Genomic DNA, 25,426 nt, shown 5'->3' with positions numbered 1-25,426 from the left:
TTTCGCGCGAAATCGCCAGCCCGAGAACCCGGGGCGGAGCATGGTGGACACGGAAAGGACACGCATGAGTGGTGTGAATCGACGGGGCTTCCTGACTGCGGCTGCGCTGTCCGTGCCCGCAGTCGGCCTCGCGGCGAGCTCCGCGTGCGCCGCCCCGCCAGCCACCGAACTCGGTTCCGCGGTCGAGACCGGCGCGGACGTCCTAGCCGCGCGGGACTGGCAGGACGTCACCGGCCGCCGGATCGGGGTGGTGACCAACCCGACCGGCGTGCTGGCGTCGTTGGAGCACGTCGTGGATGCCATGCACGCCAGCGGCGAGGTGGACGTCGCCGCGGTTTTCGGGCCGGAGCACGGGTTCCGCGGCACGTCCCAGGCCGGCGGCTCGGAGGGCGACTACCGCGATCCGCGCACCGGGCTGCCGGTGTACGACGCGTACGGGGCCGACGCCGCGAAGCTTGCCGATATGTTCCGCAAGGCGGGCGTCGAGCAGGTCGTGTTCGACATCGCCGACGTGGGCGCCCGCTTCTACACCTACATCTGGACGATGTACACCGCGATGCAGGCGGCGCACCAGATCGGCGCGGCGTTCCTGGTGCTCGACCGGCCGAATCCGATCGGCGCCCGGGTGGCCGGGCCACGGCTGGACCCGCGGTTCGCCTCCGGCGTCGGGCTGCTGCCGATCGTGCAGCAACACGGCATGACCGTCGGCGAACTGGCGCAGCTGTTCGACCGCGAGTACCTGCCGAGCCCGCTGGACCGGCTGGACGTGATCCGCGTCGAGGGCTGGCGCGGGCGCAGTGCGGACGTTGGGCTGCCGTGGGTGCCGCCCAGCCCGAACATGCCGACCCCGGACACCGCGGCGGTGTACCCCGGGACAGGGCTGTTCGAGGGAACCTTGCTGTCCGAAGGCCGGGGCACCACGAGGCCGTTCGAGATCATCGGCGCGCCCGGCATCGACTGGCGGTGGGCGGAGGAGCTCAACGCCGCCGGGCTACCGGGACTCCGATTCCGCGAAACCTACTTCGTGCCGACCTTCTCCAAGCACGCCAACGAGACCTGCGGCGGCGTGCAGGTGTACCGCAACGGCGAGATCGACGCGATCGGCGCCTCGGTCTCGATGATCGTCACCGCTCGCCGGCTGTACCCACAGGTCTTCGGCTGGCGGCCGGACAACATGATCGACAAGTTGTCCGGTTCGGAGCGGCTGCGCACGATGGTCGATGCGGGGGCCGACGCGCACGAGATCGTCGGCGCCTGGCAGAGCGACGTGGCGGACTTCCAACGACAACGCGAACCGTACCTGCTTTACCGCTGAGGGGGACGCGATGGGCAAGACCATTCTGGCGGCGGTGGCGCTGCTTTCGGTCACCGCGCTGGCGGGGTCGGCCACGGCGGCGCCCGGCCGCGTAGACGGCCACTTCGACCGCCCGCAGGAGGGATTCGCCCCCGCCGCCACCGTGTTGCGGGACGGCACGCCCGAAGGAGTGGGGCTCGATCCCGGACCCATCGATGCGGCGCTGCGGCAGATGGCGGCCTGGACTAACAAGACGCCCGGCCTCGAACACCCGATGTACGCGGGCGCGGTCAGCCTGCTGGCGCACGACGGCGTCGTGGTGCGCCGCGAAGCGGCGGGCGACGAGCTGCGCTACTCCGACGGCAAGGGCACCGAACTGCCCGCCGACCAGCGCGAACCGATGCGGCCCGACACGATCTTCGACGTCGCCTCGATCAGCAAGCTGTTCACCTCGATCGCGGTGCTGCAGCTGATCGACGACGGAGAGGTGGACCCGGACTCGCCGGTCGCCGATTACCTGCCGGAGTTCGGCGTCAACGGCAAGCAGTCGATCACCGTCCGGCAGCTGCTCACCCACACCTCCGGGCTGCAGGCCGAGGTGAAGCTCTGGAAACTGCCCGCGGACCAGCGGATTCCGTCGATCATGCAGCTGACGCCGGAGTTCCCGCCCGGCACCCACTACACCTACTCCGACCCGAACATGATCACCCTCGGCTTGCTGGTCGCGCGCGTCGTGGGTGCCCCGCTGGACCAGGTGGTGGCGCACCGGATCACCGGGCCGCTGGGCATGACCGACACCGGCTACAACCCGCCAGCCTCGGAGCTGCATCGCATCGCGGCGACGGAAGACGAGGCCGAGCCGCCGCGCGGCATGGTGCGTGGCCAGGTCCACGACGAGAACGCGTGGTCGCTGGGCGGGGTCGCCGGCCACGCCGGGGTGTTCTCCACCGCCGACGACCTCGCGACGCTGGGGCAGGCGCTGCTCAACGGCGGCACCTACGGCGGCAACCGCATCCTGTCCAAGGTCAGCGTCGAGAACATGCTGACCAACTTCAACAGCGCTTTCCCCGGCAACGCCCACGGTTTGGGCTTCGAGCTCGACCAGCGCTGGTACATGGCCGGGCTCAGCGGGCCGCGCACCGCGGGCCACACCGGCTTCACCGGCACGTCGCTGGTGATCGACCCGGCGTCCCGCTCGGTGGCGGTGCTGCTCACCAACCGGGTGCACCCGTCGCGGGACTGGGGATCGAACAACCCCGCCCGGCAGGCACTGGCGCAGGGCATGGCGCGGTCGCTCGCCGTGGATCCGGCGCTGGGTTCCGAATCGTGGTTCTCCGAGCGCGGTGGGACGTTGACGACTGACGCGCTGGGACCGGTCAGCGGCCCGACGCAGGTGTCGTTCTTCGCGTTCGTGGATACCCAGCACGACAGCGACGGGACGGACCCGCTGCTCGTGGAGGCCAGTGTGGACGGTGCTGGGTGGCAGCCGGTGACCGTCCGCGCGTCCGGCCCTGGTGCTCCCGACGGGCCGCAGAGCTCGTTGGCCGGGGCGGGACACCGGAGCTGGTGGAAGGTGCGCGGCACGGTCGACGCGGACGCCGGCCAGCAGGTGCGCCTGCGGTGGCGCTACGCCCCCGACGGCATGTACTCCGGCCGGGGCGTGAACGTGGACGGCATCCTCGTGGCCGATCGCGACGCGACCTTGTTGGACGGCGAGCTCCAAGCGAACCGCCTCCACCCCGACGGCTGGCTTTCGACCGACCGCTGACGCGGAAGTCCGCAACTTCAATGGAAGTTGCGGAAGTTGTCCACATCCTCCGGCGTGTCGTGCATCCGACGCGCCGGAGGTCCGCGATTTCAATGGAAATCGAAGTCCGAATTCCATTGAGCGCTGTGCATAGTTCATGGGATATGAACTAACAACTTAAACTATTAGAGTTAAAACAGTTCTAGCTTGCTAGACTCGTTACATGGACGAGCCGATGGCCGCGCGCGAACTCTGCGGCCTGATCAGCGAGCTCGCGCACAACATCAACGAACACGTGCGCGGCTGCATAGCCGACACCAACCTCACCGCGCCCCAGGCGATCGCGCTGCGCGAGCTGAGCGAACCGCTGACCATGCGCGAACTCGCCGACCGGATGCACTGCGCGACATCGAACGTGACCTTCGTGGTGGACCGGCTGGAGAAAAACGGCCTGGTCACCCGGCAGCCGCACCCGCGTGACCGCCGCGCCAAACAACTCGCCCTGACCGCCGAGGGCGAGCGGCAGCGCGCGCAGATCATCGAGCGCTTCTCGGTGAACACCCCGCTGGCCGGACTCACCCAAGCGGAACAGCAAGCCCTGCACGGCCTGCTCCAACGGGCCCTCGCCGACCGCTGATCCCGGCCGGCCGCTCCGTTCGGGAACCGTTCGACTCGAGTGGCGGGTCGCGGGCGGGCAGTGTCGGACCGCAGCCGCAACCGTTGGAGGGAGTCGAAGTGTCGGCAATTCCGCGGGACCGCGAGGACATTCTGAAAAAAACGCGCCTTCGGCCACGTGGCCGCCCAGCGCCGTCGTCGCCACCGCTCTGGGCTTCCACCGGCGATAGCTGCGGGGGGTGAACCGCTGCGTGTAGTCCACCAGCTTCTCGCGCACCGCCTGGTCCTTCTGCGGATCGCTTCGCGTTGCCCCGACGGCCATCCGATGCGTCCTCCCCGAACGCGCGTGCGGACGGCAGTGTTGGGCAGAAATGTTTCGATCAAGGACGGCAGGTGTTTCGGGGTGCATGACGCCGGGCGTGAATCGCAACGTCACCGCGCGGACCAGCAATTACCCCTTTCGGAGTAGTTGGGTTCGGATGCAACCTGGGTATGAGTTTGCCGCGTCCTCCGAGCGGAAACCCAGAAGACGCCCATTGACCTGCGCAAGCTGCGGTTAGTAAGTTTCCCACATGGCCACTGACGACACGTTCCGCGAATCGGGCGAGTCAAGCCCGCTCGTCAAGATTCGCTCCCTGCTGCCCGGCCTCGCCCGAGCCGAACAGCGCGTGGCCAACATCGTGCTCGCCGACCCGGCTTCGATCGCCCGGCGCAGCATCACCGAGGTCGCCGAGGCCGCTGGCACCAGCGAAACCACCGTCACCCGGTTCTGCAAGGCGATCGGCGTCGGCGGCTACCCGGACCTGCGCATCGCGCTCGCCGCCGACACGGCGCGCACCTCCACCCGGGACCGCGAGCTGGGCAGCGACATCGCCCCGGACGACGACCTCGGGCAGATCATCGAGAAGGTCGGTTACGCCGACGCCAAGGCGGTCGAGGAGACCGCGGATCAGCTGGACGCCGCGATCCTGGTGCGGCTCGTCGACGACGTCGCCGCGGCCCGCCGCATCGACGTCTACGGCGTCGGCGCCAGCGCCTTCGTCGCGCTCGACCTGCAGCAGAAGCTGCACCGCATCGGCCTGACCTGCTTTGCCTGGGCCGACACGCACAACGCGCTGACCTCGGCGGCAGTGCTGCGGGAAGGCGATGTCGCCATCGGCATCTCGCACACGGGCGCCACCGCCGAGACGGTCGAGGCACTCCGCGAGGCGCGGCGACGCGGAGCCACCACCGCCGCCTTGACCAACTTCGCCCGCTCGCCCATCACCGAGGTCGCCGACCGCGTGCTGACCACCGCGGTGCGCGAGACCACCTACCGCTCCGGCGCGATGGCCAGCCGCATCGGGCAGCTGACCGTGATCGACTGCCTGTTCATCGGCGTCGCGCAACGCCACCTGGACCAGGCGAAGGCAGCGCTGGAAGCCACCTACGAAGCGGTGGGTGGCCACCGCCTCGGCAGCCGGCCGGACCGCCGGCGGCAGAAGGAGACCTGATGCGCGACCCCCACCCGCACCCCGACCGGGTGTTCCCGCAATTGCCGCAGGAGGCGCGATGAGCCGGGACCGCGCGGTCCGCGTCGACACCCCCACCGAACGAAACAACCCCAGTACCAGGGACATCGACCTGCTGCCGACCCTGGACGTCCTGCACGTCCTCAACGGCGAGGACCGGACGGTGCCGGTTGCGGTCGGCCGGGTGCTGCCCGAGCTGGCCCGCGCGGTGGACATGGCCGTCGCGGCGCTGCGCGCGGGTGGCCGGGTGCATTACGTCGGCGCGGGTACCTCCGGGCGGCTCGCGGTGCTGGACGCCGCCGAACTGATCCCGACCTTCAACGTGCCGCCGAACTGGGTCATCGCGCACCAGGCCGGCGGCCCGCAGGCCTTCCTGCACGCCGTGGAGAACGCCGAGGACGACGTCGAATCCGGTGCCGCCGCAATCCGCGAGGGCGCGAGCGGGCTCGACTTCGTCCTGGGGCTCGCGGCGTCCGGGCGGACGCCGTACGTGCTCGGCGCGTTGGAGGCCGCGCAGGGGCTCGGGGCGCGGACCGCGCTGGTGACGTCGAACCCGAACGTCGGGAATGTGCCGGCCGACGTGGTGATCGCGGTGGACACCGGGCCGGAGCCGATCAGCGGGTCGACCCGGATGAAGGCGGGCACCGCGCAGAAGCTGGTGCTTACCTCGTTCTCCACCGCGGTGATGATCCGGATGGGCCGGACCTACTCGAACCTGATGGTCAGCATGCTCGCCACCAACGCGAAGCTGCGCGGCCGCACGATCAGCATCCTGCAGGAAGCGACCGGAGCTTCCGAAGAGGTGTGCGCGGCAGCGCTCACGGCGGCGGACGGCGACCTCAAGACCGCGCTGGTGCACCTGCTCGCCGGCGTCGACATCGAGCGAGCGGCGGCGGCGCTGGCGGTCTCCGACGGCCACGTCCGCGACGCGCTCCGAGCCGTCGAGAACTGACCGGGAGCCCCGTTCCCGCCACTCAGGATCACGGCACTGCCGATCCGGTCCGTCAAGCCGCCAGGACTGCCGACCCCGCAACTCCCCGAGCTGGTCCCGCAACTGATCGCGCACCCGCGCCAGCGCCCTGCCCGCGGGTCAGTCCGGGAGGTTGGCGGCGACGTTGCGGTAGGCGTCGGCGACCAGGGTCCAGAAGGCTTCGGCGTCGAGGGTCGTGGCGACGTCGGCGTTGTGGACGTCGGACGGGGCCCCGAAGTCCGTGACCGTCATGCCGGCGGTGAAGCGGCCCTGCGTTTCGACGTCGACGCGGGCCGACACCGTCTGGAACAACCCCGGGTCGATCACGTACGCGATCGCGCAGGCGTCGTGGATGGCCGGGCCCTCGTCGCGGTAGCTGACGTGGCTGCCGTAGAAGTCCAGGCATGGCGTGATCAGCTCCGACTCCAGCCGACCGAGGTCGGCGAACCGCGCGCGCACCGCGGCGTTCGCCCGGGCCTGGTAGGTCAGGTCCAGCCCGATCATGACCGTCCGCCAGGGCGCGTTGAACGCGACGGCCGCGCCCTCGGGATCGGCGAGCATGTTGAACTCGGCGGCCGGATTCGTGTTGCCGCGTGTGTAGGAGCCGCCCATGATGACGAATTCCCCGGCCCACTCGGCGATCTTCGGCTCCTTGCGCAGCGCGAGCGCGATGTTGGTGAGCGGCCCGACCGCCGTCAGGCTGATCTCGCCGGGCGCGGCGGCCAAGGTGTCGATAATGAAGTCGACGGCGTGCTGGTCGCTCAGCTTCGACTTCGGCTCGGGCAGCACCACGCCGCCGAGACCGGTGTTGCCGTGCACGTCCCCGGCGGTCTTCGGCTCGCGCACCAGCGGCTGACCGGCACCGCGCGCGACCGGCACGTCCATGCCGTAGAAGTCGCGCAGCCGCAGGGCGTTGTCGGTGGTGTGCTCCAACTCGACGTTGCCTACGACGGTGGTCACGCCGACGACGTCCAGATCGGGACTGCCGTGCGCCAGCGCCAGCGCCAACGCGTCGTCGATGCCCGGATCGCAGTCGATCAAGATCTTCTTCGCCACGCCCAACCCCTTCCCGCCCAAGTCCGGGGCACCCGCGCCCCGCTCGCTTGCAAAGCCTGGTCGGGGCCCGCCAGCGCCTTCGGGGCGAACCTGAAACACCCGCGGGCCCCGACCAGGCAAAACCAGGTTCCCGGGCCGCTCAGCCCTCCTGGACGGCGTCGGCGATCGACTTCGCCTCGCGCGCCCCGGCCTCCAACGCCTGGCAGCAGTACACGATCCAGGCCGCGACCTCGTCGATCTCGCCGGTGGCGAAGCCGAGGGCGCGTTCGGCGTACTCCTCCTGCCGCCGGAAATACGCGACCTCGGGAACCACTAGGCCCTTCGGGTCGAGCCCGCTGCCGATCACGCTGAGCCGCCCCGCAGCCCGCGCGATCACCCCGTCGGCAGTGCCGAACGGCTGCAGCGCGAGGAGTTCGCCATGCACGACCGCCGCCAGCACCGGGCCCGGCCCCTGCGCTTCGCGGTCGGTGATGATCTCGGCGAGCAGGTCGAGCCGCTCGGCGATCAACGGGTCGGCCTGCGGACGGCCAAGCCGGTCCGGGTCGTCGATCAGGTCGGCCGCCGCGAGCACGTGCATCCGGGCCAGCGCCTGCCGCGGCGCGCGCTGCCACGTGGGCAGCAGCGTGCCCATCGCCTCGGCGATCCGCAGCGAACCGGCTAGCAGCGGGTCGGTGACCTCGCCGGATTCCGGGATCTCGGCCGCGCCGCCCGCGATGGCCGCCGACGCGCGGGCCGCCCGGACGGACGCCTCGGCCGCGGTGGCGGGCCAGCCGCGCCGGTTGGCCGGGTGCCGGTGCACCTCGTCGATCGCCGCGCGGGCGGCGGTCACGGCGTCGGCGACGCCGTCCAGCTCCAGCAGCGGTGCCAGCGATGGCTTCTCGTTCACGCCCGACGACGCTACCGGCACGCCATCCCCCCGCTGCCGACCCCGATTGCGACATATGACACAGTGACCGCGCTGCCACCCTGGGTAAAGGGAATTCAGACCGTAATGCGTGATTGGTCTGAACCATTCGGACGAACCCTCTGTTGCAGTGAGCCCGATCGCATTACGGTTCCTCTTGCACTGGCATCCCATAACCAGGGAGGTTCACGGCAATGAGCCAGCCCGACGGGCAGAGCAACACGCTCGACAACCTGCTCACGGAAAGCAGGACATTCCCGCCGTCCCAGGAATTCGCGGCACAGGCAAACGCCACGTCGGCGCTGTACGAGGAAGCCTCGGCGGACCGGGAGGCGTTCTGGGCCAAGCAGGCCGAGCGACTGCACTGGGACACCAAGTGGAACCAGGTCCTGGACTGGTCGAATGCCCCGTTCGCGAAGTGGTTCGTCGGCGGCAAGCTGAACGTGGCCCACAACTGCGTGGACCGGCACGTCGAGGCCGGCAGCGGCGACCGCGTCGCGATCCACTGGGAAGGCGAGCCCGGGGATTCGCGCACGATCACGTACGCGGAGCTGCAGCGGGAGGTCTCCCGCACCGCCAACGCCCTGGCTGCGCTGGGCGTCGGCGCGGGCGACCGGGTAGCGATCTACCTGCCGATGCTGCCCGAAGCGGTGTTCTCGATGCTGGCGTGCGCCAGGCTGGGCGCGATGCACAGCGTCGTCTTCGGCGGATTCTCCTCGGAGGCGCTGCGCACCCGCATCAACGACGCCGCGGCGAAAGTGGTCATCACCTCAGACGGCCAGTACCGGCGCGGCAAGGCGATGCCGCTGAAGGCCAACGTGGACGAGGCCGTCGCGGAGACCCCGAGCGTCGAGCACGTGGTGGTGGTCAAGCGCACCGGCGGCGAGGTCGCCTGGGACGACGCCCGCGACAAGTGGTGGGATGACGTCCTGGAGGGCCAGCCGGAGACCCACGCCCCGGAGGCCTTCGACGCCGAGCAGCCGCTGTTCATCCTCTACACCTCGGGCACCACCGGTAGGCCCAAGGGCATCCTGCACACCTCCGGCGGCTACCTCACCCAGGCCGCCTACACGCACCAGAACGTCTTCGACCTCAAGCCGGAGTCGGACGTGTACTGGTGCACCGCGGACATCGGCTGGGTCACCGGCCACACCTACATCGTGTACGGGCCGCTGGCCAACGGGGCGACCCAGGTCATCTACGAGGGCACCCCCAACGCGCCGCACGAGGGCCGGCACTGGGAGGTCGTGCAGAAGTACGGGGTGACGATCTACTACACCGCCCCGACGACGATCCGCACGTTCATGAAGTGGGGCGCGGAGATCCCCGCGAAGTACGACCTGTCCTCCCTGCGCGTGCTGGGCTCGGTCGGCGAGCCGATCAACCCCGAGGCCTGGATCTGGTACCGCAAGAACATCGGCGGCGACCGCACGCCGGTCGTGGACACCTGGTGGCAGACCGAGACCGGGGCGATCATGATCTCCCCGCTGCCCGGGGTCACCGCCGCCAAGCCCGGCTCGGCGCAGCGGCCGCTGCCGGGGATCTCGGCGAAGGTCGTCGACGAGACCGGGGCGGAGGTCGGCAACGGCGGCGGCGGGCTGCTGGTGCTGGACGGGCCGTGGCCGTCGATGCTCCGCGGCATCTGGGGCGACGACGACCGCTACCGGGAGACCTATTGGTCGAAGTTCGCCGACCTCGGCTTCTACTTCGCCGGCGACGGTGCCAAGTACGACGCCGACGGCGACATCTGGCTGCTGGGCCGGGTCGACGACGTCATGAACGTCTCCGGGCACCGCATCTCCACCACGGAGGTCGAGTCCGCCCTGGTGTCGCACCCCAATGTCGCCGAGGCGGCCGTGGTCGGGGCCTCCGATCCCACCACCGGCCAGGGCATCGTGGCGTTCGTGATCCTGCGCGGCGGCATCGACGACACCGCCAGCGGCGAGGCCGCCCTCAAGGAACTGCGCGAGCACGTCTCTCACGAGATCGGCCCGATCGCCAAGCCCCGCCAGATCATGGTCGTGCCTGAGCTGCCCAAGACCCGCTCCGGCAAGATCATGCGGCGGCTGCTGCGCGACGTCGCGGAGAACCGCGAGGTCGGCGACGTCACGACGCTCGCCGACTCCTCGGTCATGGACCTCATCTCCAGCGGGCTGAAGAAGTCCAGCGACGACTGACCGCACTGATGAAGCGCCGGGGACGTCCTTTTTTTGGGGGGCGTCCCCGGCGCTCTCTCCATGTCAGAGGGTCGTAAGCTTCCGGCCGAACCACCTGAGAAATGCGTCTTCACCTGCACGAACACCGCTCCTGCTGTGCTTGTGAAGGCGATCAGGCGGATCGTGGATGCTAATATTTCGACAAAGGTGTGCCGGGAAGACTGGTCGGCGTTGTAGCTCGTGCTACCCGCGATCGGAGCCGCCAGTGTCGAAAGCCGCCCGCAACCAGTCCCGGCCCGCCAAGGCCGGGCGATCCGCACGAACGTTCGACTTCGGCTCCTACTTGCGGACCGAAACCGTCGGCGGCATGGTCCTGCTGGCCGCCACCGCCGTCGCGCTGCTGCTGGCGAACTCCCCCGCGGCGGGGCTCTACCACGCGATCCGCGACTTCGAGATCGGGCCAGCGGCCCTGCACCTCGACCTGTCCATCGGCGACTGGGCAAAGGACGGGCTGCTCGCGATCTTCTTCTTCGTCGCGGGGCTGGAGCTCAAGCGCGAACTCGTGGTCGGCGAGCTGTCCAACATCAAGAGCGCGCTGCTGCCGGTGATCGCCGCGATCGGCGGCATGATCGTGCCCGCCGTGCTTGCCTTCTCGATCGGCCACGGCACGCCCGGCGCGCATGCCGCGTGGGCGATCCCGGTCGCCACCGACATCGCCTTCGCGCTGGGTGTGCTGTCGCTGACCGGCTCCTGGATGCCCACCGCGGCGCGGGTCTTTTTGCTGAGCCTCGCGGTGGTCGACGATCTGGGCGCGATCGTGGTGATCGCGGTGCTGTTCACCGGCGGGCTCAGCGCGCTCGCGCTGCTCGCAGCGGTCGTGCTCTGCGTCGCCTACTGGTACCTGCAGCGCAAGCGGATCACCACGCCGTGGCTGTACGTGCCGCTGGCCGTGGCCACCTGGATCGCGGTGCACACCAGCGGCATCCACGCGACGATCGCCGGCGTGGTGCTCGGGCTGCTCACCCGTGTGAAGCGCGACCCGCACGAGCAAGCGTCGCCGGCGATGCGCCTGGAACAGCGGCTGCAGCCCTGGTCGGCCGGGCTCATAGTGCCGGTCTTCGCGTTCTTCGCCGCCGGGGTTCCGGTGAACGGCGAGGCGCTGGCCGCGATCGGCGCGGACCGGGTGGCCATCGCGGTCATCATCGGCCTGGTGGTGGGCAAGCTGATCGGCATCTTCGGCAGCTCCTTCCTCGCGGTGAAGCTGGGCATCGGCGCGAAACCGGACTCGGTCCAGTGGCGCGACATGGCGGCGCTGGCGATGCTCGGCGGCGTCGGCTTCACGGTCAGCCTGCTGATCGCCGACCTGTCGCTGGCCGGTGCGGCGGCGGAACGCGCCAAGGCCGCAGTGCTGATCGCGTCCGGCATCGCGTCGCTGCTCGCCGCGACGGTCCTGCTGCGACGCGGCCGCAAGCTCAAGAACGGCAACGGCACCGACGACGCCTGAACCGCGTGCTGCCCTCGGGGGACCGCAGTTTCAGTTGAAACTGCGCCTCGAGGTCCCGGCACGAGGTTTCAATGAAACTGCGGAACACCTGCCGATGCGGGCCACTCACGGGTAACACACCGCGAGTCGCCCGGTCGCCCGTTGATCGCGCGTGGCACGATGGGGCTCGTGAACAGCGCCCAGAAGAGCACCAACGGCAGCCGTGACGGTGCGGGGTGGACTGCGGTCACGTCCATCCCGCTGTCCGAAGAGGGCACTGCTCCCAACGGGCAGTCCATCGGCGCGTTGGTCCGCGATGCCACGACTCACCTGTCCACATTGGTCAGGTCCGAGGTAGAGCTGGCCAAGACCGAGCTCGCCGGCGAGATGAAGAAGGCCGTCAAGGGCAGCGTCTACTTCGTCCTCGCGCTGACCGTGCTCGGCTTCAGCCTGTTCTTCCTGTTCTTCACGCTGGCCGAGGGGCTGGCCCAGCTCGGCCTGTGGCGGTGGGCGGCCTTCGGCATCGTGTTCCTCGTGATGTTGCTGGTGGCGGGGCTGCTGGCGCTGCTCGGCTACATGCGGGTGCGCAAGATCCGGGCACCGAAGCGCACCATCGAAACGCTCAAGGACACCAAGCAGATCACCAAGCGCCACCACGACACCGAGGAAACCCCGGCAGCGTCCTGAGCGACGCGCTCAGCACCGAGGGCGATCTGTTCCGCTGGTCAAGCCCGTGAGTGCTTTTGGGTGCCATAGCCATGCCATAGCCCCAGAAGCCCTCACGGGTTCTTTGTCTTTAAAGTGCCGAAGGCGCTCGGCACGCCCTCGCAGCTTGCACCGCCGCGCAGGGCCAGTTCGGAGACGATCAGTGCGTGCAGGGGCCGGTGGCGACCTCGGTGGACAGCCGGGGTGCGGCAGCCACCTCGTCGGCGACCTGGTCCGCAGTGAGGGCGAAGCCCGTCTCCGGGTCATCCACCGCAGCGCCGAAGACCACGCCCACGACCTTGCCGCTCGGGTCGATCAGCGGCCCGCCGGAGTTCCCGCTCTGCACCTTGCCGCGCACCGTATATACGTCCCGGACCACGGTGTTCGCGTCGTAGATGTTCGGCCCGCGCAGCCTGATCCGCTCCCGGATGCGGCCCGCCGACGCGGTGTAGGGCCCGTCCAGCGGGTAGCCCAGCGCGATCACGTCGTTGCCCGGGCTGGCGGGACCGGGCGCGAAGGTCATCGCGTCCGCGTCCAGATCCGGCACCGCCAGGATCGCGACGTCCTCGTCGGGTTCGTAGAGCACGACCTCCGCGTCGAACTCGCCGCGGCCGATCTCGATCGCCACCCGGTCCGTGCCCGCGACCACATGGGCGTTCGTCATCACCCGGTGCGGCGAGATCACGAACCCGGTGCCCTCCAGCGCCCGCGCGCAGGACGTGGCGCGGCCCCGGACCTTCACCACGCTGGTCCGCGCGTTGCGAACCGCCGGGCTGTTGGCCAGCGCCGCGTCCGGCGGCGCGATCTCCGCGACCGGGGTCTGCGAGAACGGTTCCAGTGCCTGCGGGAATCCGGACACCCCGAGCATTTCGCGCAGGTCGTCCGGGAGGGCCTTGGCCGATTCGGGCATCACCGAGTTGACCGCGGTCAGCACCTTCGACCGGCTTATGGCGGCCGCGAGGCCGGGCAGCGCGGACGCCGACGTGAACGGCAACGCGATCAGCCATGCCACCACGAGGACCGCGACGAACTGCAGGACCGCGCCCAGCGCGTTGTCCACACCGGTCAGCTTCGGGGAGGTGATCCGGTCCCGCAGTTCCCGGCCGGCCCACATGCCGAAGGTCTCGCCGAAGGCGACCAGCAGCACGACGATCCCGACGCCGAAGGCGAGGCGGGCGACGGGGCTGTCCAAGCGGTCCAGCAGCAGCGGCGCCACCTTCAGACCCACGACCGCGCCGATGAACACGCCCAGGAACGAGAACAGGGCGGTGACCAGGCCGCTGCGAGCCCCCGAAATCGCGGCGAGCAATGCCAGCAGCACCACCAGCAGGTCGACCCAGTTCACCCGCTCACCTCATCCTCGCCGCGACGATCGGCCCGCACCACGTTCTCAGAACCCGTCCTCGAAGCGGCGCAGCCTCGGCCCGACGCGCGCGACTCGCACCGCCGCGACGATCAGCCGAGTTCGGAGAACAGGCTCTCAAACCGCTCAAGAACGTCCGAAGCCGATGTCCTCGGCCTCCTCGGCGGCCCGCCAAGCCTCGTCGAGTTCCCTCACGTCGGCGCGGTTCCAGCGGCGCGACCAGCCGGCCAGGTCCAGCAACCCGGACAGCAGGCCGCCGGTGAAACCCCACACCAGCATCCCGGGCACCAGGAACGCCGGGCTCGGATGCCGGCCGGCCAATTCCACCCGCAGCCGGTTCGCCGGATCGGTCAGCCAGGAGATCGGCACCCGGGCCACCGCCGCCGTCTCACCGGGGTCCACCGGCGCGACCGGGGATGGTTCGACCCAGTGCGCGAGCACCGGGGTCACCCGGAATCCGCTGTGCGCCACGTGCAGTTCCGGCAGCGTCGCCACCGGGCGGACACCTTCCGGCCGCAACCCCACCTCCTCGACGGCTTCCCGCAGCGCGGCGTCGACCGGTCCGCGATCGACATCGTCGAGCGAGCCACCGGGGAAGGCAACCTGGCCGGGGTGCGAGCTCAAGCCGTCGGCGCGGCGCAGCAGCAGCACGTCCGGACCGTTCGGCCCCTCGCCGAAAACCACCAGCACCGCGGCCGGGCGGGCGTCGGCCGGCGGGCTCGCGCGCGGCCAGCCGAAGTTCCCCGGGTCCAGGTCGGCGGAACGCTTGACCAGGCCCTGCAACCAGCCGGGCAGCTCCACCGGGTCGACCAGCGGGCCCGTTCGTAGCTGGTTCACCGGTCGCTCCCCAGGGTTCGCTCGACGGCGGCCCGGACGTCGTCCGGTGACTTGAACACGACCGGCGGATCGATGCGGCGAACCTCGCCGGAGGCGGTCACCACGTAGCTCATCGGCAACACGTTCGGCGTCTTCAGCGCGGCCCGGACGCGGCTGTCTCCGTCATGCACGTTGGGGAAGTGAACGCCCAGCTGGGTAAGAAGGTCAAGGCCGTCCGCCGGATCGCTCTGGACCTGGACACCCAGAACCCGGATCGCGCCCGGCTGCTCCGCGTAGGCCTGCAGCGCGGGCAGCTCGGTGCGGCACGGCGCGCACCAGGTCGCCCACAGGTTGATCAGGGTGGGGCCACCGGCGACGGCGGCACCCACGTCGGCGGGCTGCCCGTCGGCCAGGCAGCTGCCGGTCGCCCCGGCCAGGTCATCTGGCGCGCCGCTAGCAGCTGGGCAGGGTTGCAGCGCCGCTGCGGCCCGCTGCGCCGGGTCGACGGCGCGGGCCGCTGGCACCGGGGCCGACGCGGCGGACTGCTGTTGCTGCTGCTGGTCCGCACCGCGCGGCCAGAGCGCGATCACGCCCAGCACCGCGAGCACGACCACCACGATGGTCCAGCTGATCTCATTGCGGTAGGCGCGCAGGTTCACGCGACCGGCTCCTTGGCCACAGCCTGCTCGATGGTGCGTTCCGGGACCTCGTCGACGACCCCGGCAAGCGCCAGCAGCCGCGGCGTCTCCGGGCCGCGCACCAGCTTCGCCGCCTGTGCGGGCTCGATCGGTCCCACCCCGTAGGACGGGCAGTCCTTGGCCAGTAGGCAAGCCCCGCAGGCGGGCTTGCGCGCGTGGCAGACGCGGCGACCGTGGAAGATCACCCGGTGCGAGAGCATCGTCCACTCCTTGCGCGGGATGAGCTCGCCGATCGCGTGCTCGACCTTGACCGGGTCCTCCTCGTCGGTCCAGCCCCAGCGCCGGACCAGGCGTCCGAAGTGGGTGTCCACGGTGATGCCCGGGACGTCGAAGGCGTTGCCGAGGATGACGTTGGCCGTCTTGCGGCCGATACCGGGCAGCTTGACCAGCTGCTCCAGCTTCCCCGGCACCTCGCCGTCGTACTTCTCCACCAGGGCCGCGCCCAAGCCCATCAGCGACGCCGTCTTGTTCCGGTAGAACCCGGTGGAGCGGATCATCTCCTCCAGCTCGGTGCGGTCCGCCGAGGCGTAGTCGGCGGCCGTCGGGTACTTCTTGAACAGGGCCGGGGTGACCTCGTTGACCCGCTTGTCGGTGCACTGGGCGGACAGGATCGTGGCGACCGCGAGCTCCAGCGGAGTCTCGAAGTCCAGCTCGCAGTGCGCGTCCGGGTACGCCTCGGTCAGCGACCGCAGCATCCGGCGAGCCCGCCGGATGAGCCCCAGCCGGGTTTCACCGCCCGAACGGGTCGCGGCACTCTTGCGCTTGTTCCGAGCCAGGTCTGACACCCCACCAGCCTACGGATCCGATCGCCCCGGAAACCGCCGCACCGGCGGGGCCCGGGGCCGCCGGGGCGGGTCGAGCGCCGACTGCGTTGCGCACACGGGTTAGGCTGCGCCCCGACACGGTCCGGGGACCCCGCCCGGCCATGAGAAGAGGTCGTCACGGAAGGTGGCCGAGCAGTCACGCTCGCCGGGAACCCGACCCCGGTTGCACCCGCCCCGAAGGTATGAGCGAGGATTCTTGTCATGATGGCTGCCTGGTTCGTCATCGTCGTGCCGCTCGTGATCATGTTCTTCACCCTCTTCATGGAGCGCGTGGAGGCCCGCCTGCGGCACGTCGCGGTACAAGAGAACGAGGTGGAGGAGTTGCTGGAGAACGCTCGTCCCGACGAGGTGCGGGCGCTGTTCCGGCAAGGCATTGGACGCGCGCTGGAGTTGTTCCAGCTCCGCAGGGTGGGACGCGCCGGTAGACTGCGTACTCGCCGTTCCCGCGACCAGTCTTAGAATTACTGGTAGTGATCGGCGGCACACCGCTAGATTCGCACTCGCGGGTCCGGCACCACAGACAGCCGCCGCGTCTCAACATGGAGGGACGAGGTGGACGAGACACTGGCCCGGGCCGGCATCTTCCAGGGCGTTGAGCCGGCCGCGGCGGAGGCACTGGCCCAGTCGCTGGAACCCGTGGAGTTCCCGCGAGGACATGTGATCTTCGCCGAGGGCGAGCCGGGCGACCGGCTCTACATCATTCAGTCCGGCAAGGTGAAGCTCGGACGCAAGTCGCCCGACGGTCGCGAGAACCTGCTGGCGATCATGGGCCCGTCGGACATGTTCGGCGAGCTGTCCATCTTCGATCCGGGGCCGCGCACCTCGACGGCGACCACGGTCACCGAGGTCCGCGCGCTGAGCATGGACCGGTCGGCCCTTCGGCAGTGGATCGCCACGCGCCCGGAGATCGCCGAGCAGCTGCTGCGCGTGGTCGCGCGCAGGCTGCGCCGGACCAACGGCATGCTGGCCGACCTGATCTTCACCGACGTGCCGGGCCGCGTTGCCAAGGCGTTGCTGCAGCTCGCGCAGCGCTTCGGCAGCCAGGAGGCAGGACTGCTGCGGGTCACCCACGACCTGACGCAGGAAGAGATCGCGCAGTACGTCGGCGCTTCACGCGAGACCGTGAACAAGGCGCTGGCGGACTTCGCGCACCGCGGTTGGCTGCGGCTCGAGGGCAAGAGCGTGCTCATCCTCGACCCCGAGCGGTTGGCCCGCCGCGCTCGCTGAGCACTGGTGCAGTAGCGACGCCGTGAACTGACGCGCGTCGGCCGACGGGTTCGGGACCGCTTCCCGGACTCTTCAGCTGGCGCGCGTTTTTTCGTGCCGAAAGTCAACCCGAGGGGCCCCCGCGGCGTGTAGAACCTTGATCGGTCGATCGAGAGGCGGGCGGCATGCACTGGCTTGGTTACGTCGGGGTGGGCATGTTGCTCCTGCTCGGCGTCGGCATCGTCTGGGACCGGTGGGCCGCTCGCGCCCGGCGGCATCGCCGGCGCTCGGGAGCCGACTACGCCGCCGCACGCCGGCGGGCGGCCGCACGCCGGCAAGTTTCCAGGCGGAGCGACAGCGGATCCAGCGGCGTCGACACGGGCTGGGGCTGGGACCACGGCAGTTCGTTCGGCGGACACCACAGCGGCGGACACCACAGCGGCGGACACCACGGCGGCGGATATCACGGCGGGTGGGATTCCGGCGGCGGGTGGGACTCGGGCGGTTCGGGTGATTCCGGCGGCGGCGATTCCGGCGGCGGCGGTGGCGACTGAGACTCCTTCACGTTTCGTGCTCGACCTGGAACCCCCAGTGGCGGATGGGCGTCCTACGGACGACCGAAGAACGGACGACCTGAGGGGCCGAACCGATGGGCGGAATCTTCGCAATCGCGATCGTGGCGGTGTTCGCGATCTTGATCGCCGCGTCCGTGCGAACCAAGGGTGGCCATAACCGCAGCCGCGGCTACTCCGGCAGTTCCGGCGGGGCCTACTACAGCAGCGACACCGGCAGCTACAGCGACACGAGCGGCGGCTTCGGCGGGAGTGACAGCGGGGGCGGCGGCTTCGGGGGCTGCTCCGACGGCGGCGGCGGTTTCAGCGGGGGCGGCGACGGCGGTGGCGGCAGCTGCTGACGCCCGAACCAGCTCCAGAACATGTGTGAAGGGGCCGGACGCCGCCCCCGACGCGGCGCTCCGGCCCCTCCACATGTGCGTGGTTCGTCCCCCGACGACTAACCACGCTCCCCCGATCCTCCGATGCGTCGGCCCCGAATCCTTGGCACCAGAGGAAAGCCTTCTTGTTGAAGATGCTGGACGGCCGGTGCCGCCAGCAACCCCTCTCACCTTCCAGGACGCGGCTGCCCGCACCTAGGTTGCAGAGTTCACCCGGATTGCGTAGCGACTCCTTTTTGAGTGTGCCCTGTTCGGTCGGCGGGCGAACCGGGTAGAAGGTCCCTTTTTGCCTCGTGTGAGGTGGATTACCCGAATCCGTGAGAGGCATTACCCGAACCAAAGTTGGTACTGTCGTACCAAAATTGGAATACTGTTCACGTGTCCCAATCCACGTCCCTCACCGACTACCGCACCGCCCTGACCACTCCCGGCGCCCGCGGGCCCGTCATCGCCTCCCTGCTCGGCCGCCTGCCGATCGCGATGGTCGGCCTCGCGCTGATGCTCTACGTGCAGCAGGAGACCGGCTCGTTCGCGGCGGCCGGGCTGGTGTCCGCGGGTGCGCTGATCGGTGTCGCCTGCGGCTCGGTCGCGCAGGGCCGGGTGATGGACCGGGTGGGACCGACCGTGCCGCTGTACGTCATGTCCGGCGTGTTCGCGGCACTGGTGACCGTCGAGGTGGTGGCCATCGAGTTGCACGCCCCGGTGGCGCTGATGACCGCGCTGGCGTTCCTGGTCGGGATCAGCGAGCCGATGGTGGGCCCGGCCTCGCGGGCACTGTGGGGGCGGCTACTGCCGCCCGGCCCGGCGAGGGACGCGGCCTACTCGTACGAGGCCATCAGCTTGGAGGTCTTCTTCATCCTCGGCCCGGGCCTGGCTGGCCTGATGGTCGCGATGCCGTGGCCGGGGACCGGGGTCGTGGTCGGCGCCGCCTGCATGGTCATCGGCAGCGTCGGCTTCGCCTCCACCCGAGCCGCCCGCGGCCACCGGCCGGACCCGGCGGAGCGGGTCGGCAGCAGCCTCCTCGGGGCGATCGCGAGCCCGGGGATGCGGACCGTGGCGCTCGCCGCGCTGGGCTTCGGCATCCTGATCGGCTTCATCGAGATCGGCGTGCCCGCGGCGGCCGTGGAGGCGGGCCACCCCACGGCCGGCGGCTTGCTGCTGAGCCTGCTGTCGGTGAGCTCGGTGGTCGTCGGCGTCGCCTACGGGCTGCGCCCCTGGCCGCGACCGATGCACCTGCGGCTGCCCGCGCTGCTGTTCGGCTTCGCCGCGCTGCTCACCCTGCTGGCCGTGCCGTCGACGCTGTGGGGCTTGTGTCTGGCGCTGCTGGTGGCGGGCAGCCTGATCACGCCGCAGTCCACCGCGCATTCGGTGGCGATCGAGATCGCGGCGCCAGCGGGCACCGCCACCGAGGCGTTCGGCTGGGTGGTCACCTCGGTGACGCTGGGCGCGGCCATCGGCCAGTCGCTCAGCGGTCAGCTGGTCGAGATCAGCGGCCCGGCGGCGTCGTTCCTGACCGCGAGCGCGGTCGGCGTCGTACTCGCCGCGGTCCTGTGGCTGCGCCGCCGCACCCTGGTCCCGACGTCCCGCTCCGACGTCTCCCTGGCTGGCATCTGACCGGGTCAGCGCCGGATTGCCGTTGGCGGCCAGAGCGACTGCCGGGGAGCGCATGTGGGACGGGGCGAACGGACCGTTCACCTCCATAAACGGCGCGAACAGGCCGTTCGCTCCACCCACCCAACACCGGGACCAGGCTGCTGGCACGGGGCGAACGGACCGTTCGCCTCCATAAACGGCGCAAACAGGCCGTTCGCTCCACACCACGCCACCACGTCTACAACAGGCATACCGCACCTGAAAACGTTCATGGGTGATTAGCTGCGGAAACGACCGGTGTCGGTGGGGTTGGCTAGCTTGCCCGGCATGGATCTCGACGTCACCGCCGCGACCCGCACGCTCGCGCAGGCCGCGGCCGATCTCGTTCGCCTGCTGCCCGGGCGAGTGCTTGATCCGGTGCTCAGCGGCACCGTCCTCGAAGCCACGCCGGACGGCGTGCTGCTCGCGGGCACCGATCGCGAGCGCAGCATCCGGCTGAGCCGCGGTGCGCGGACGCACTCCGAGGGGCAGCTGCTCGTTCCCGCGCGCCCCCTCGCCGAGACGCTGCGCAACATCGACAGCCCAGAGGTGCGGCTCGTCGTCGAGGGTCGCAAGCTCGCGCTGCGCACGCCGAACGCGCGCTTCGCGCTCCCGCTGCTCGACCTGCCCGCCCACCCCGCCGTCCGAGAGGCTCCGCCTCGCGTCGGCGCGCTCGACACCGCGCTCCTGCCGCTGGCCGCTGTCGCGGCGTCCACCGCGTCCCGCGATGACGCCCTACCGGTGTTCACCGGGGTCCACGTCAGGCAGCGGGGCGAGCGGCTCGTGCTCGTCGGCACCGACCGGTTCCGGATGACAGTGGCGAGCCTGCCGTGGCGGCCCGAGGTGGACGAGCTCGACGTGCTGGTGCCGGCGAACCTGCTCGCGGAGCTCGCCAAGCAGGCCGACGGCGCCGAGGTCGTGCTGCACGTCGACGCGGACCGGGTCGGCATGAGCTGGCCGTCGGCCGAGGTCAGCAGCACCGTGCTGGACGCGCCGTTCCCGAGCGAGGCGCGACACCTGGCCGACGCCTTCGACTGCACCGTGGACGTCGCGGCGCCCGAGCTCGCCGGGGCGGTGCGCCGCGTGACGCCGTTCGCAGGGGCGCAGGGCACGGTGTTGTTGGAGGTCGGCGACGCCGAGGTCCGGGTGCGCGCGGCCGATCAGCAGTTCGGCGAGGCCGAAGAGGCGGTCAAGGCCACCACCAGCGGCGATCGCTTCACCACCGCATATCAGCCCCGCTACCTCGCGGATGCACTGCAGGCGTTCGGCGCGCAGGCAGTCCACATCGGCCTCCGCTCCGGAACCCGCCGCTCGACGGTGATCACCGGCGCGGAACCGGACCCGTCCGACGCCGAGCTGCACTACGTCCTGATGCCGAAGCGGTCGTGAGTCAGTCCCGGAGTTCGCCCTGTTCTCGCAGGTAGGCGAGTTGGGCTTGGACGGTCAGTTCCGCCGCGGGCCAGACCGAGCGGTCCACGTCCGCGTAGACGACCTCCACGACCTGGCGCGGCGTGACCGCCGGTCCGAGGTCGCGGACGGCCGCGCGGACCTGGTCGAGGCGCTGTTCGCGGTGCTGAAGGTAGGCCGTCGCGATCGCTTGAGCGTCGGGGAGCTCGGGGCCGTGGCCTGGGAGCACCCGCAGGCCGGGCGGCAGCGCGGCCAGCAGGCGCAGCGACTTGAGGTAGGAGCCCAGGTGGCCGTCGGGGTGGGCCACGACCGTCGTTCCGCGGCCGAGGATGCTGTCGCCGGTAAACACGGCGGGTTCGTCGTGGTCGGCGACGAAGCACACCGAGTCGGCGGTGTGGCCCGCAGTGGCGACCGCGCGCAGCTCCACACCCCCGGCCTTGATGATCTCGCCGTCCCGGATCGCTTCCGCTCCCCTGCACAGCGCCGGGTCCAGCGCGCGCACCGGAGCGCCGGTGAGCTCGATGAACTGCCCGACTCCGTCGGTGTGGTCGCCGTGGTGGTGGGTGAGCAGCACCAGCGAGACCGAGCCCTGGTCGGCGACGCGGCGAAGGTGCTCGGCGTCGGCCGGGCCGGGGTCGATCACCACGCAGTCGCCCGCGTCCCGCTCGCGCACCACCCACGTGTTGGTGCCTTCCAGCGTCATCGGCGACGGGTTGTCCGCCAGCAAGACCGATGCGTACGGCGTGACCTGGCGCAATGCCCCGTACGCGGGGTGTTGCATCACTTCGCCTCCTTGAATCCGGGTTCGCCGGGCAGGACCGCATGCCACCGGTCGTTGCGCCGCACCAGCTTCGGCAGGATCTTGTCCAGGGTGCGTTCGGCCGCGAACGCCGTCGGTAGGCTGCCGCACTCGGCGAGCTCGCTGAGCGTGACGCGGGTCGGCGGGAGCAGGTAGCAGCGGCCCTGCTCGAAGTCCTCCAACACCTGCTTCGGCGTGGCCCAGTACGCCTCGGCGGCCTCCGTGGTGACCGCGTCGGCCCGCTGTCCTTCGGGCAACGCGGCGAGGAAGAACCGCGTGTCGTAGCGCCGCGGCTCGCGTTCCGGGGTCACCCAGTTCGCCCAGGGGCGCAGCAGGTCGGCGCGCACGACCAGGCCTTCGTCGGCGAGGAACTTCGCCAGTGAAACCTCGCGGGAGACCAGCGCGGCACGCGCATCGGCGTAGCGGCTCGTGTCGCCGACGACCGTCGTGCGGTCCGCCCCGGCCAGCAACACCCCGGACTCCTCGAACGTCTCGCGCACGGCCGCGCACACGAGCGCGCGGGCCGCGTCCGGTGAGCAGCCGAACCGCTCGGCCCACCAGCCCGCGTCGGGCCCGCTCCAGGCCACCGAGGCGTCAGCGTCGCGCTGGTCGACGCCGCCACCGGGGAAGACCGTCATGCCGCCGGCGAACGGCATGCCCTTCACTCGGCGCTGCAGGAAAACCTCTGGACCCGTCGCGCCGTTGCGGAGCAACATCACGGTCGCCGCGTCCTTGGGCACAGCCGGCTGCCCGGGCGGCGTTTCGCGGACGAATCCCGTTGGCAGGGACCGATCTTCGGGCAGTTGCACCATGCCGGTCACCCTATGCCGGAAAACCTTTGGAATGTGATTCCAGAATCAATTTCGCACGGAGAGCGCAGCGCCCGGCCGACACGCCCGCCGCGCCCGGACCCCCAATCGCCGCAACAGCGACGGGTCAACGGCACCATTGCGGCATGGACGAAGCACTGCGGGTCGGCGTGGTCGGAGCCGGTCCCTGGGCCCACCGAGTGCACGGCCCGGGTTTGTACGAACATCCAGGAACGCGGTTGGCGGCCGTGTGGGCGCGACGGCCGGACGTGGCCAAGACCTTCGCCGAACCGTACGACGCGGCGGTCGTCGACGGTTTCGACGAACTGCTGGAGTCGGTAGACGCCGTGGCATTCGCGGTGCCACCTGCGGTGCAGGCCGAGTTCGCGCCGCAAGCTGCCCGCGCGGGCAAGCACCTGGTGCTGGAGAAGCCGTTGGCCGCCGATCCGGCCGGTGCCCGCCAGATCGTCGAAGCAGTGGACGAGGCCAGGGTGGCCGCGCTGATGATGCTCACGCGCCGGTTCGCGCCGGAGGTGCGGGAGTGGCTGGCGGGCTTGCGGGAGCGCGACAGCTGGCAGGGCGGCACCGGGCGGTGGCTGGCAGGAGGGCTGTTGGCGGGTGATTACGCGATGTCGGAGTGGCGCCAGGAGCAGTACGGCGCGTTGATCGACGCGGGCCCGCACGCGATCGACCTGCTCGACGCGGCCCTCGGCGAGATCGAGCAGGTGCACTACGCGCACCGCAGCAGCGACGGCCTCTGGCAGATCGTGTTCGGCCACGCCGGCGACCTGACCAGCACGCTGACGCTGTCGCTGCGCATGCCGGTGCAGCCATCGCTGGTCGACTTCGCGGTGTACGGCGAGCACGGCCAAGCACCGCTGCTGGGTCGGCGGACGGCGGCCCGCGAGTGCTACGCGCGGATGCTCGACGACCTCCTCACGATGATCCGCGAGGAGCGCACGGAGCACCCGTGCGACGTGCGCCGGGGCCTCCACCTGCAGCAGATCCTCGCGGACGTCCAGCAGGCGACCTAGGCGCTGTTTGGTGGTCAGCTGCCGCGAGGGCGTTTGGGCGCCATAGAGGCTGTTCGGGAGCTGCGTTCCGCGAAGTGGTGCATCCCCGTTGGCTGGTGTGGAGCGAACGGCCTGTTCGCCGTGAACGGTCCGTTCGCTCCATCCCGCCACACCGGCCTTGCGCTGCCGTGGCGTGAGGCGAACGGACCGTTCACTTCACGCGCTGCAGGGTGAACAGATGGCTTCGCCGCTTCGCCGCATCCAAAGCACGCTCTATGGCGCCTCAGCGTGACCCCGAGCGTTTACCAGCTGAAACAGCGCTCCTGGGACACCTGGTCAGGAGCGCTGTTGCTGGGGGGCATAGGCCTGGTTGTTGGTCGGCGCCGCGCCGATCGGCGGGAAGCCGCCGGTGCCGCCCGGCATGGTCGACGTCCAGACCTCCTCGCCGTTGTTCGCCCCGTTGGGCCGCCGCGTCTCGGACCGGTCCTGCTCCCGCTGCGCGAGCTCCTCGTGCAGCTTGCGCAACAAGTTGCGCTCGCGATCGGTCAGCTTCGCGTCGACCGCCGGCGGCACCCGCATCGCGTTCGCCTCGGCGGCGGCTGCCGCCGCAGCGGCCTGCGCCACCGCCTCCTCATGCTCCGGCTGCGCTGGCTGTGGGATCGAGCGCTCCGGCTCCGCCGCGCGCTCCGGCTCCGCCGATGCTGCCCGCCGTTGCGGCTCCGCCGCGCCCTCCTCCGCAGGGCGCTCCGCCGGACGCTGCGCGTCCTCCGGCGCGACCGGACGCTCCCGCGTGACCGGGCGCTGCGCTTCCTCCGTCCGGTGACGCTCCGCTGCCCGGGAGGCAGGTGCGTCGAGGCGCACCCGGTGCGCCGCCGCAAGGGCTTCGCGGTGGTATTCGGGCAGTTCGGCGCCGCTTTCGAATACGTCGACCGAGCAGTTGATGCCGACCCGCCGCATGGCCTCGATCAGCTGGTAGGCGACCGCCGTGGTCGAGCCTTCCGGGCTCACCTCGGCGAGCAGGATGCGCCGGGGCACCGCTCCGTAGCTGGCGCCGGCCGGGGTGGTCCGCGAGGCGCACCACAGCCCGCGCACGCCCTGGAGCCGCCCGGTGACCGACTCCAGCGCCGCTACCAGGTCTCCGTCGTCCTCGGCCGGTTCGCCGAACCGGTGATCGTCGGACGGCAGCGAGTCCACCACGTGCACCCGGTCCGCCAGGGTGTGCATGGAGCGGGTTTCGTCCAGCACCCGGCGCAGGTGGTACTGCTCGGACGAGGTCACTGGGATGTGGCCGGCCAGCAGGCAGCCGGTGAGGAACTCGGCCGCGGCGTCCGGCTGGCCGATGCCGAGAAGTTCGCGGGCGCTGTTGATCCCGTCGTCGTCCACCCGTCCGGTCATGGCAAGCAAGAGGTTGTGCAGCCGGTCCACGGGTCCGGCCCCCTCAGCCACGTCCACCACACACGCCTCCT

Annotated in this window: 24 protein-coding genes; 15 read left to right on the top strand and 9 right to left on the bottom strand. The window is 70.5% G+C overall.

The window, feature by feature from the left end; all coding sequences use genetic code 11:
- The first annotated feature begins 64 nt into the window (after positions 1-64).
- The 5 genes from SSPN_RS0120515 (at position 65) to murQ (ending at position 6,119) form a co-directional block, all read left to right on the top strand.
- The gene (locus SSPN_RS0120515) at positions 65-1,315 is read left to right on the top strand and encodes an exo-beta-N-acetylmuramidase NamZ family protein (RefSeq protein ID WP_170121531.1); all 1,251 of its coding nucleotides are present in this window, start codon (positions 65-67) and stop codon (positions 1,313-1,315) included.
- Between the two features lie 10 nt (positions 1,316-1,325).
- Entirely contained in the window at positions 1,326-3,062 is a 1,737-nt protein-coding gene (locus SSPN_RS0120510; RefSeq protein ID WP_010307925.1) for a serine hydrolase domain-containing protein, read from the top strand.
- A gap of 214 nt (positions 3,063-3,276) precedes the next feature.
- On the top strand, positions 3,277-3,678 hold the full coding sequence (locus SSPN_RS0120505; protein WP_010307921.1) for a MarR family winged helix-turn-helix transcriptional regulator: 402 nt from the start codon (positions 3,277-3,279) through the stop codon (positions 3,676-3,678).
- A gap of 550 nt (positions 3,679-4,228) precedes the next feature.
- Positions 4,229-5,149 (top strand): MurR/RpiR family transcriptional regulator, encoded by a 921-nt coding sequence (locus SSPN_RS0120500; RefSeq protein WP_010307918.1) that lies wholly within the window; start codon positions 4,229-4,231, stop codon positions 5,147-5,149.
- Between the two features lie 58 nt (positions 5,150-5,207).
- Positions 5,208-6,119 (top strand): N-acetylmuramic acid 6-phosphate etherase, encoded by a 912-nt coding sequence (gene murQ / locus SSPN_RS0120495; RefSeq protein WP_010307913.1) that lies wholly within the window; start codon positions 5,208-5,210, stop codon positions 6,117-6,119.
- Between the two features lie 138 nt (positions 6,120-6,257).
- On the opposite strand, the gene SSPN_RS0120490 is transcribed toward murQ, so the two are convergent.
- Both SSPN_RS0120490 and SSPN_RS0120485 read right to left on the bottom strand, forming a co-directional pair.
- Positions 6,258-7,193: a nucleoside hydrolase gene (locus SSPN_RS0120490; RefSeq protein ID WP_029535544.1), complete on the bottom strand. Its 936-nt coding sequence runs from the start codon at positions 7,191-7,193 to the stop codon at positions 6,258-6,260.
- 139 nt (positions 7,194-7,332) lie between these two features.
- Positions 7,333-8,079 carry a Fic family protein gene (locus SSPN_RS0120485; RefSeq protein ID WP_029535543.1) on the bottom strand — a complete coding sequence of 249 codons (747 nt, stop codon included), beginning with the start codon at positions 8,077-8,079 and terminating at the stop codon, positions 7,333-7,335.
- A gap of 212 nt (positions 8,080-8,291) precedes the next feature.
- Here SSPN_RS0120485 and acs point away from each other — a divergent pair, with 212 nt between their 5' ends.
- The 3 genes from acs (at position 8,292) to SSPN_RS0120470 (ending at position 12,423) form a co-directional block, all read left to right on the top strand.
- On the top strand, positions 8,292-10,274 hold the full coding sequence (acs, locus tag SSPN_RS0120480) for an acetate--CoA ligase (RefSeq protein ID WP_010307900.1): 1,983 nt from the start codon (positions 8,292-8,294) through the stop codon (positions 10,272-10,274).
- A 244-nt stretch (positions 10,275-10,518) separates the two neighbouring features.
- The gene (gene nhaA / locus SSPN_RS0120475) at positions 10,519-11,757 is read left to right on the top strand and encodes a Na+/H+ antiporter NhaA (protein WP_010307896.1); all 1,239 of its coding nucleotides are present in this window, start codon (positions 10,519-10,521) and stop codon (positions 11,755-11,757) included.
- 159 nt (positions 11,758-11,916) lie between these two features.
- Positions 11,917-12,423, top strand: a complete 507-nt coding sequence (locus tag SSPN_RS0120470; RefSeq protein ID WP_010307892.1) for a phage holin family protein — start codon at positions 11,917-11,919, stop codon at positions 12,421-12,423.
- 178 nt (positions 12,424-12,601) lie between these two features.
- Here SSPN_RS0120470 and SSPN_RS0120465 read toward each other — a convergent pair whose 3' ends face one another.
- From SSPN_RS0120465 to nth, 4 genes are all read right to left on the bottom strand, one after another.
- Positions 12,602-13,786, bottom strand: a complete 1,185-nt coding sequence (locus tag SSPN_RS0120465) for a MarP family serine protease (RefSeq protein ID WP_010307888.1) — start codon at positions 13,784-13,786, stop codon at positions 12,602-12,604.
- Positions 13,787-13,930: 144 nt separating this feature from the next.
- On the bottom strand, positions 13,931-14,641 hold the full coding sequence (locus SSPN_RS0120460) for an NUDIX hydrolase (protein ID WP_010307883.1): 711 nt from the start codon (positions 14,639-14,641) through the stop codon (positions 13,931-13,933).
- Positions 14,638-15,279 carry a TlpA family protein disulfide reductase gene (locus SSPN_RS0120455; RefSeq protein ID WP_010307878.1) on the bottom strand — a complete coding sequence of 214 codons (642 nt, stop codon included), beginning with the start codon at positions 15,277-15,279 and terminating at the stop codon, positions 14,638-14,640. The genes SSPN_RS0120460 and SSPN_RS0120455 overlap by 4 nt, the downstream gene beginning before the upstream one ends.
- Positions 15,276-16,103: an endonuclease III gene (nth, locus tag SSPN_RS0120450; RefSeq protein WP_010307876.1), complete on the bottom strand. Its 828-nt coding sequence runs from the start codon at positions 16,101-16,103 to the stop codon at positions 15,276-15,278. The genes SSPN_RS0120455 and nth overlap by 4 nt, the downstream gene beginning before the upstream one ends.
- A 243-nt stretch (positions 16,104-16,346) precedes the next feature.
- On the opposite strand from nth, the gene SSPN_RS0120445 reads away from it, so the two are divergent.
- The 6 genes from SSPN_RS0120445 (at position 16,347) to dnaN (ending at position 21,321) form a co-directional block, all read left to right on the top strand.
- A complete protein-coding gene (locus SSPN_RS0120445) occupies positions 16,347-16,601 on the top strand; it encodes a hypothetical protein (RefSeq protein ID WP_029535541.1) in 255 nt (84 codons plus the stop codon).
- Between the two features lie 93 nt (positions 16,602-16,694).
- The gene (locus SSPN_RS0120440; protein WP_010307868.1) at positions 16,695-17,369 is read left to right on the top strand and encodes a Crp/Fnr family transcriptional regulator; all 675 of its coding nucleotides are present in this window, start codon (positions 16,695-16,697) and stop codon (positions 17,367-17,369) included.
- A 164-nt stretch (positions 17,370-17,533) separates the two neighbouring features.
- Positions 17,534-17,902 (top strand): hypothetical protein, encoded by a 369-nt coding sequence (locus SSPN_RS57760; RefSeq protein ID WP_010307866.1) that lies wholly within the window; start codon positions 17,534-17,536, stop codon positions 17,900-17,902.
- A 95-nt stretch (positions 17,903-17,997) separates the two neighbouring features.
- Complete coding sequence (locus tag SSPN_RS57755; protein WP_010307862.1) at positions 17,998-18,261, top strand: hypothetical protein; 264 nt, start codon at positions 17,998-18,000, stop codon at positions 18,259-18,261.
- Positions 18,262-18,678: 417 nt separating this feature from the next.
- Positions 18,679-19,914 (top strand): MFS transporter, encoded by a 1,236-nt coding sequence (locus SSPN_RS0120425; protein WP_010307859.1) that lies wholly within the window; start codon positions 18,679-18,681, stop codon positions 19,912-19,914.
- Between the two features lie 306 nt (positions 19,915-20,220).
- Positions 20,221-21,321 carry a DNA polymerase III subunit beta gene (dnaN, locus tag SSPN_RS0120420; protein WP_029535540.1) on the top strand — a complete coding sequence of 367 codons (1,101 nt, stop codon included), beginning with the start codon at positions 20,221-20,223 and terminating at the stop codon, positions 21,319-21,321.
- 1 nt (position 21,322) lies between these two features.
- On the opposite strand, the gene SSPN_RS0120415 is transcribed toward dnaN, so the two are convergent.
- Together SSPN_RS0120415 and SSPN_RS0120410 are read right to left on the bottom strand one after the other, a co-directional pair.
- Positions 21,323-22,120: an MBL fold metallo-hydrolase gene (locus SSPN_RS0120415; RefSeq protein ID WP_010307855.1), complete on the bottom strand. Its 798-nt coding sequence runs from the start codon at positions 22,118-22,120 to the stop codon at positions 21,323-21,325.
- Positions 22,120-22,950 carry an NUDIX hydrolase gene (locus SSPN_RS0120410; protein WP_044575185.1) on the bottom strand — a complete coding sequence of 277 codons (831 nt, stop codon included), beginning with the start codon at positions 22,948-22,950 and terminating at the stop codon, positions 22,120-22,122. The genes SSPN_RS0120415 and SSPN_RS0120410 overlap by 1 nt, the downstream gene beginning before the upstream one ends.
- A gap of 143 nt (positions 22,951-23,093) precedes the next feature.
- On the opposite strand from SSPN_RS0120410, the gene SSPN_RS0120405 reads away from it, so the two are divergent.
- Positions 23,094-23,981, top strand: coding sequence for a Gfo/Idh/MocA family protein (locus SSPN_RS0120405; RefSeq protein WP_010307851.1), 888 nt, complete (start codon positions 23,094-23,096; stop codon positions 23,979-23,981).
- A gap of 315 nt (positions 23,982-24,296) precedes the next feature.
- Here SSPN_RS0120405 and SSPN_RS0120400 read toward each other — a convergent pair whose 3' ends face one another.
- Entirely contained in the window at positions 24,297-25,412 is a 1,116-nt protein-coding gene (locus SSPN_RS0120400; protein WP_029535539.1) for a hypothetical protein, read from the bottom strand.
- Positions 25,413-25,426 lie beyond the last annotated feature (14 nt).

Source organism: Saccharopolyspora spinosa NRRL 18395 (genome assembly GCF_000194155.1).
GTDB classification, from domain to species: domain Bacteria; phylum Actinomycetota; class Actinomycetes; order Mycobacteriales; family Pseudonocardiaceae; genus Saccharopolyspora; species Saccharopolyspora spinosa.
Note: the sequence above shows the minus strand (reverse complement) of the source record. Positions and strands in the feature narration are given on the sequence as shown.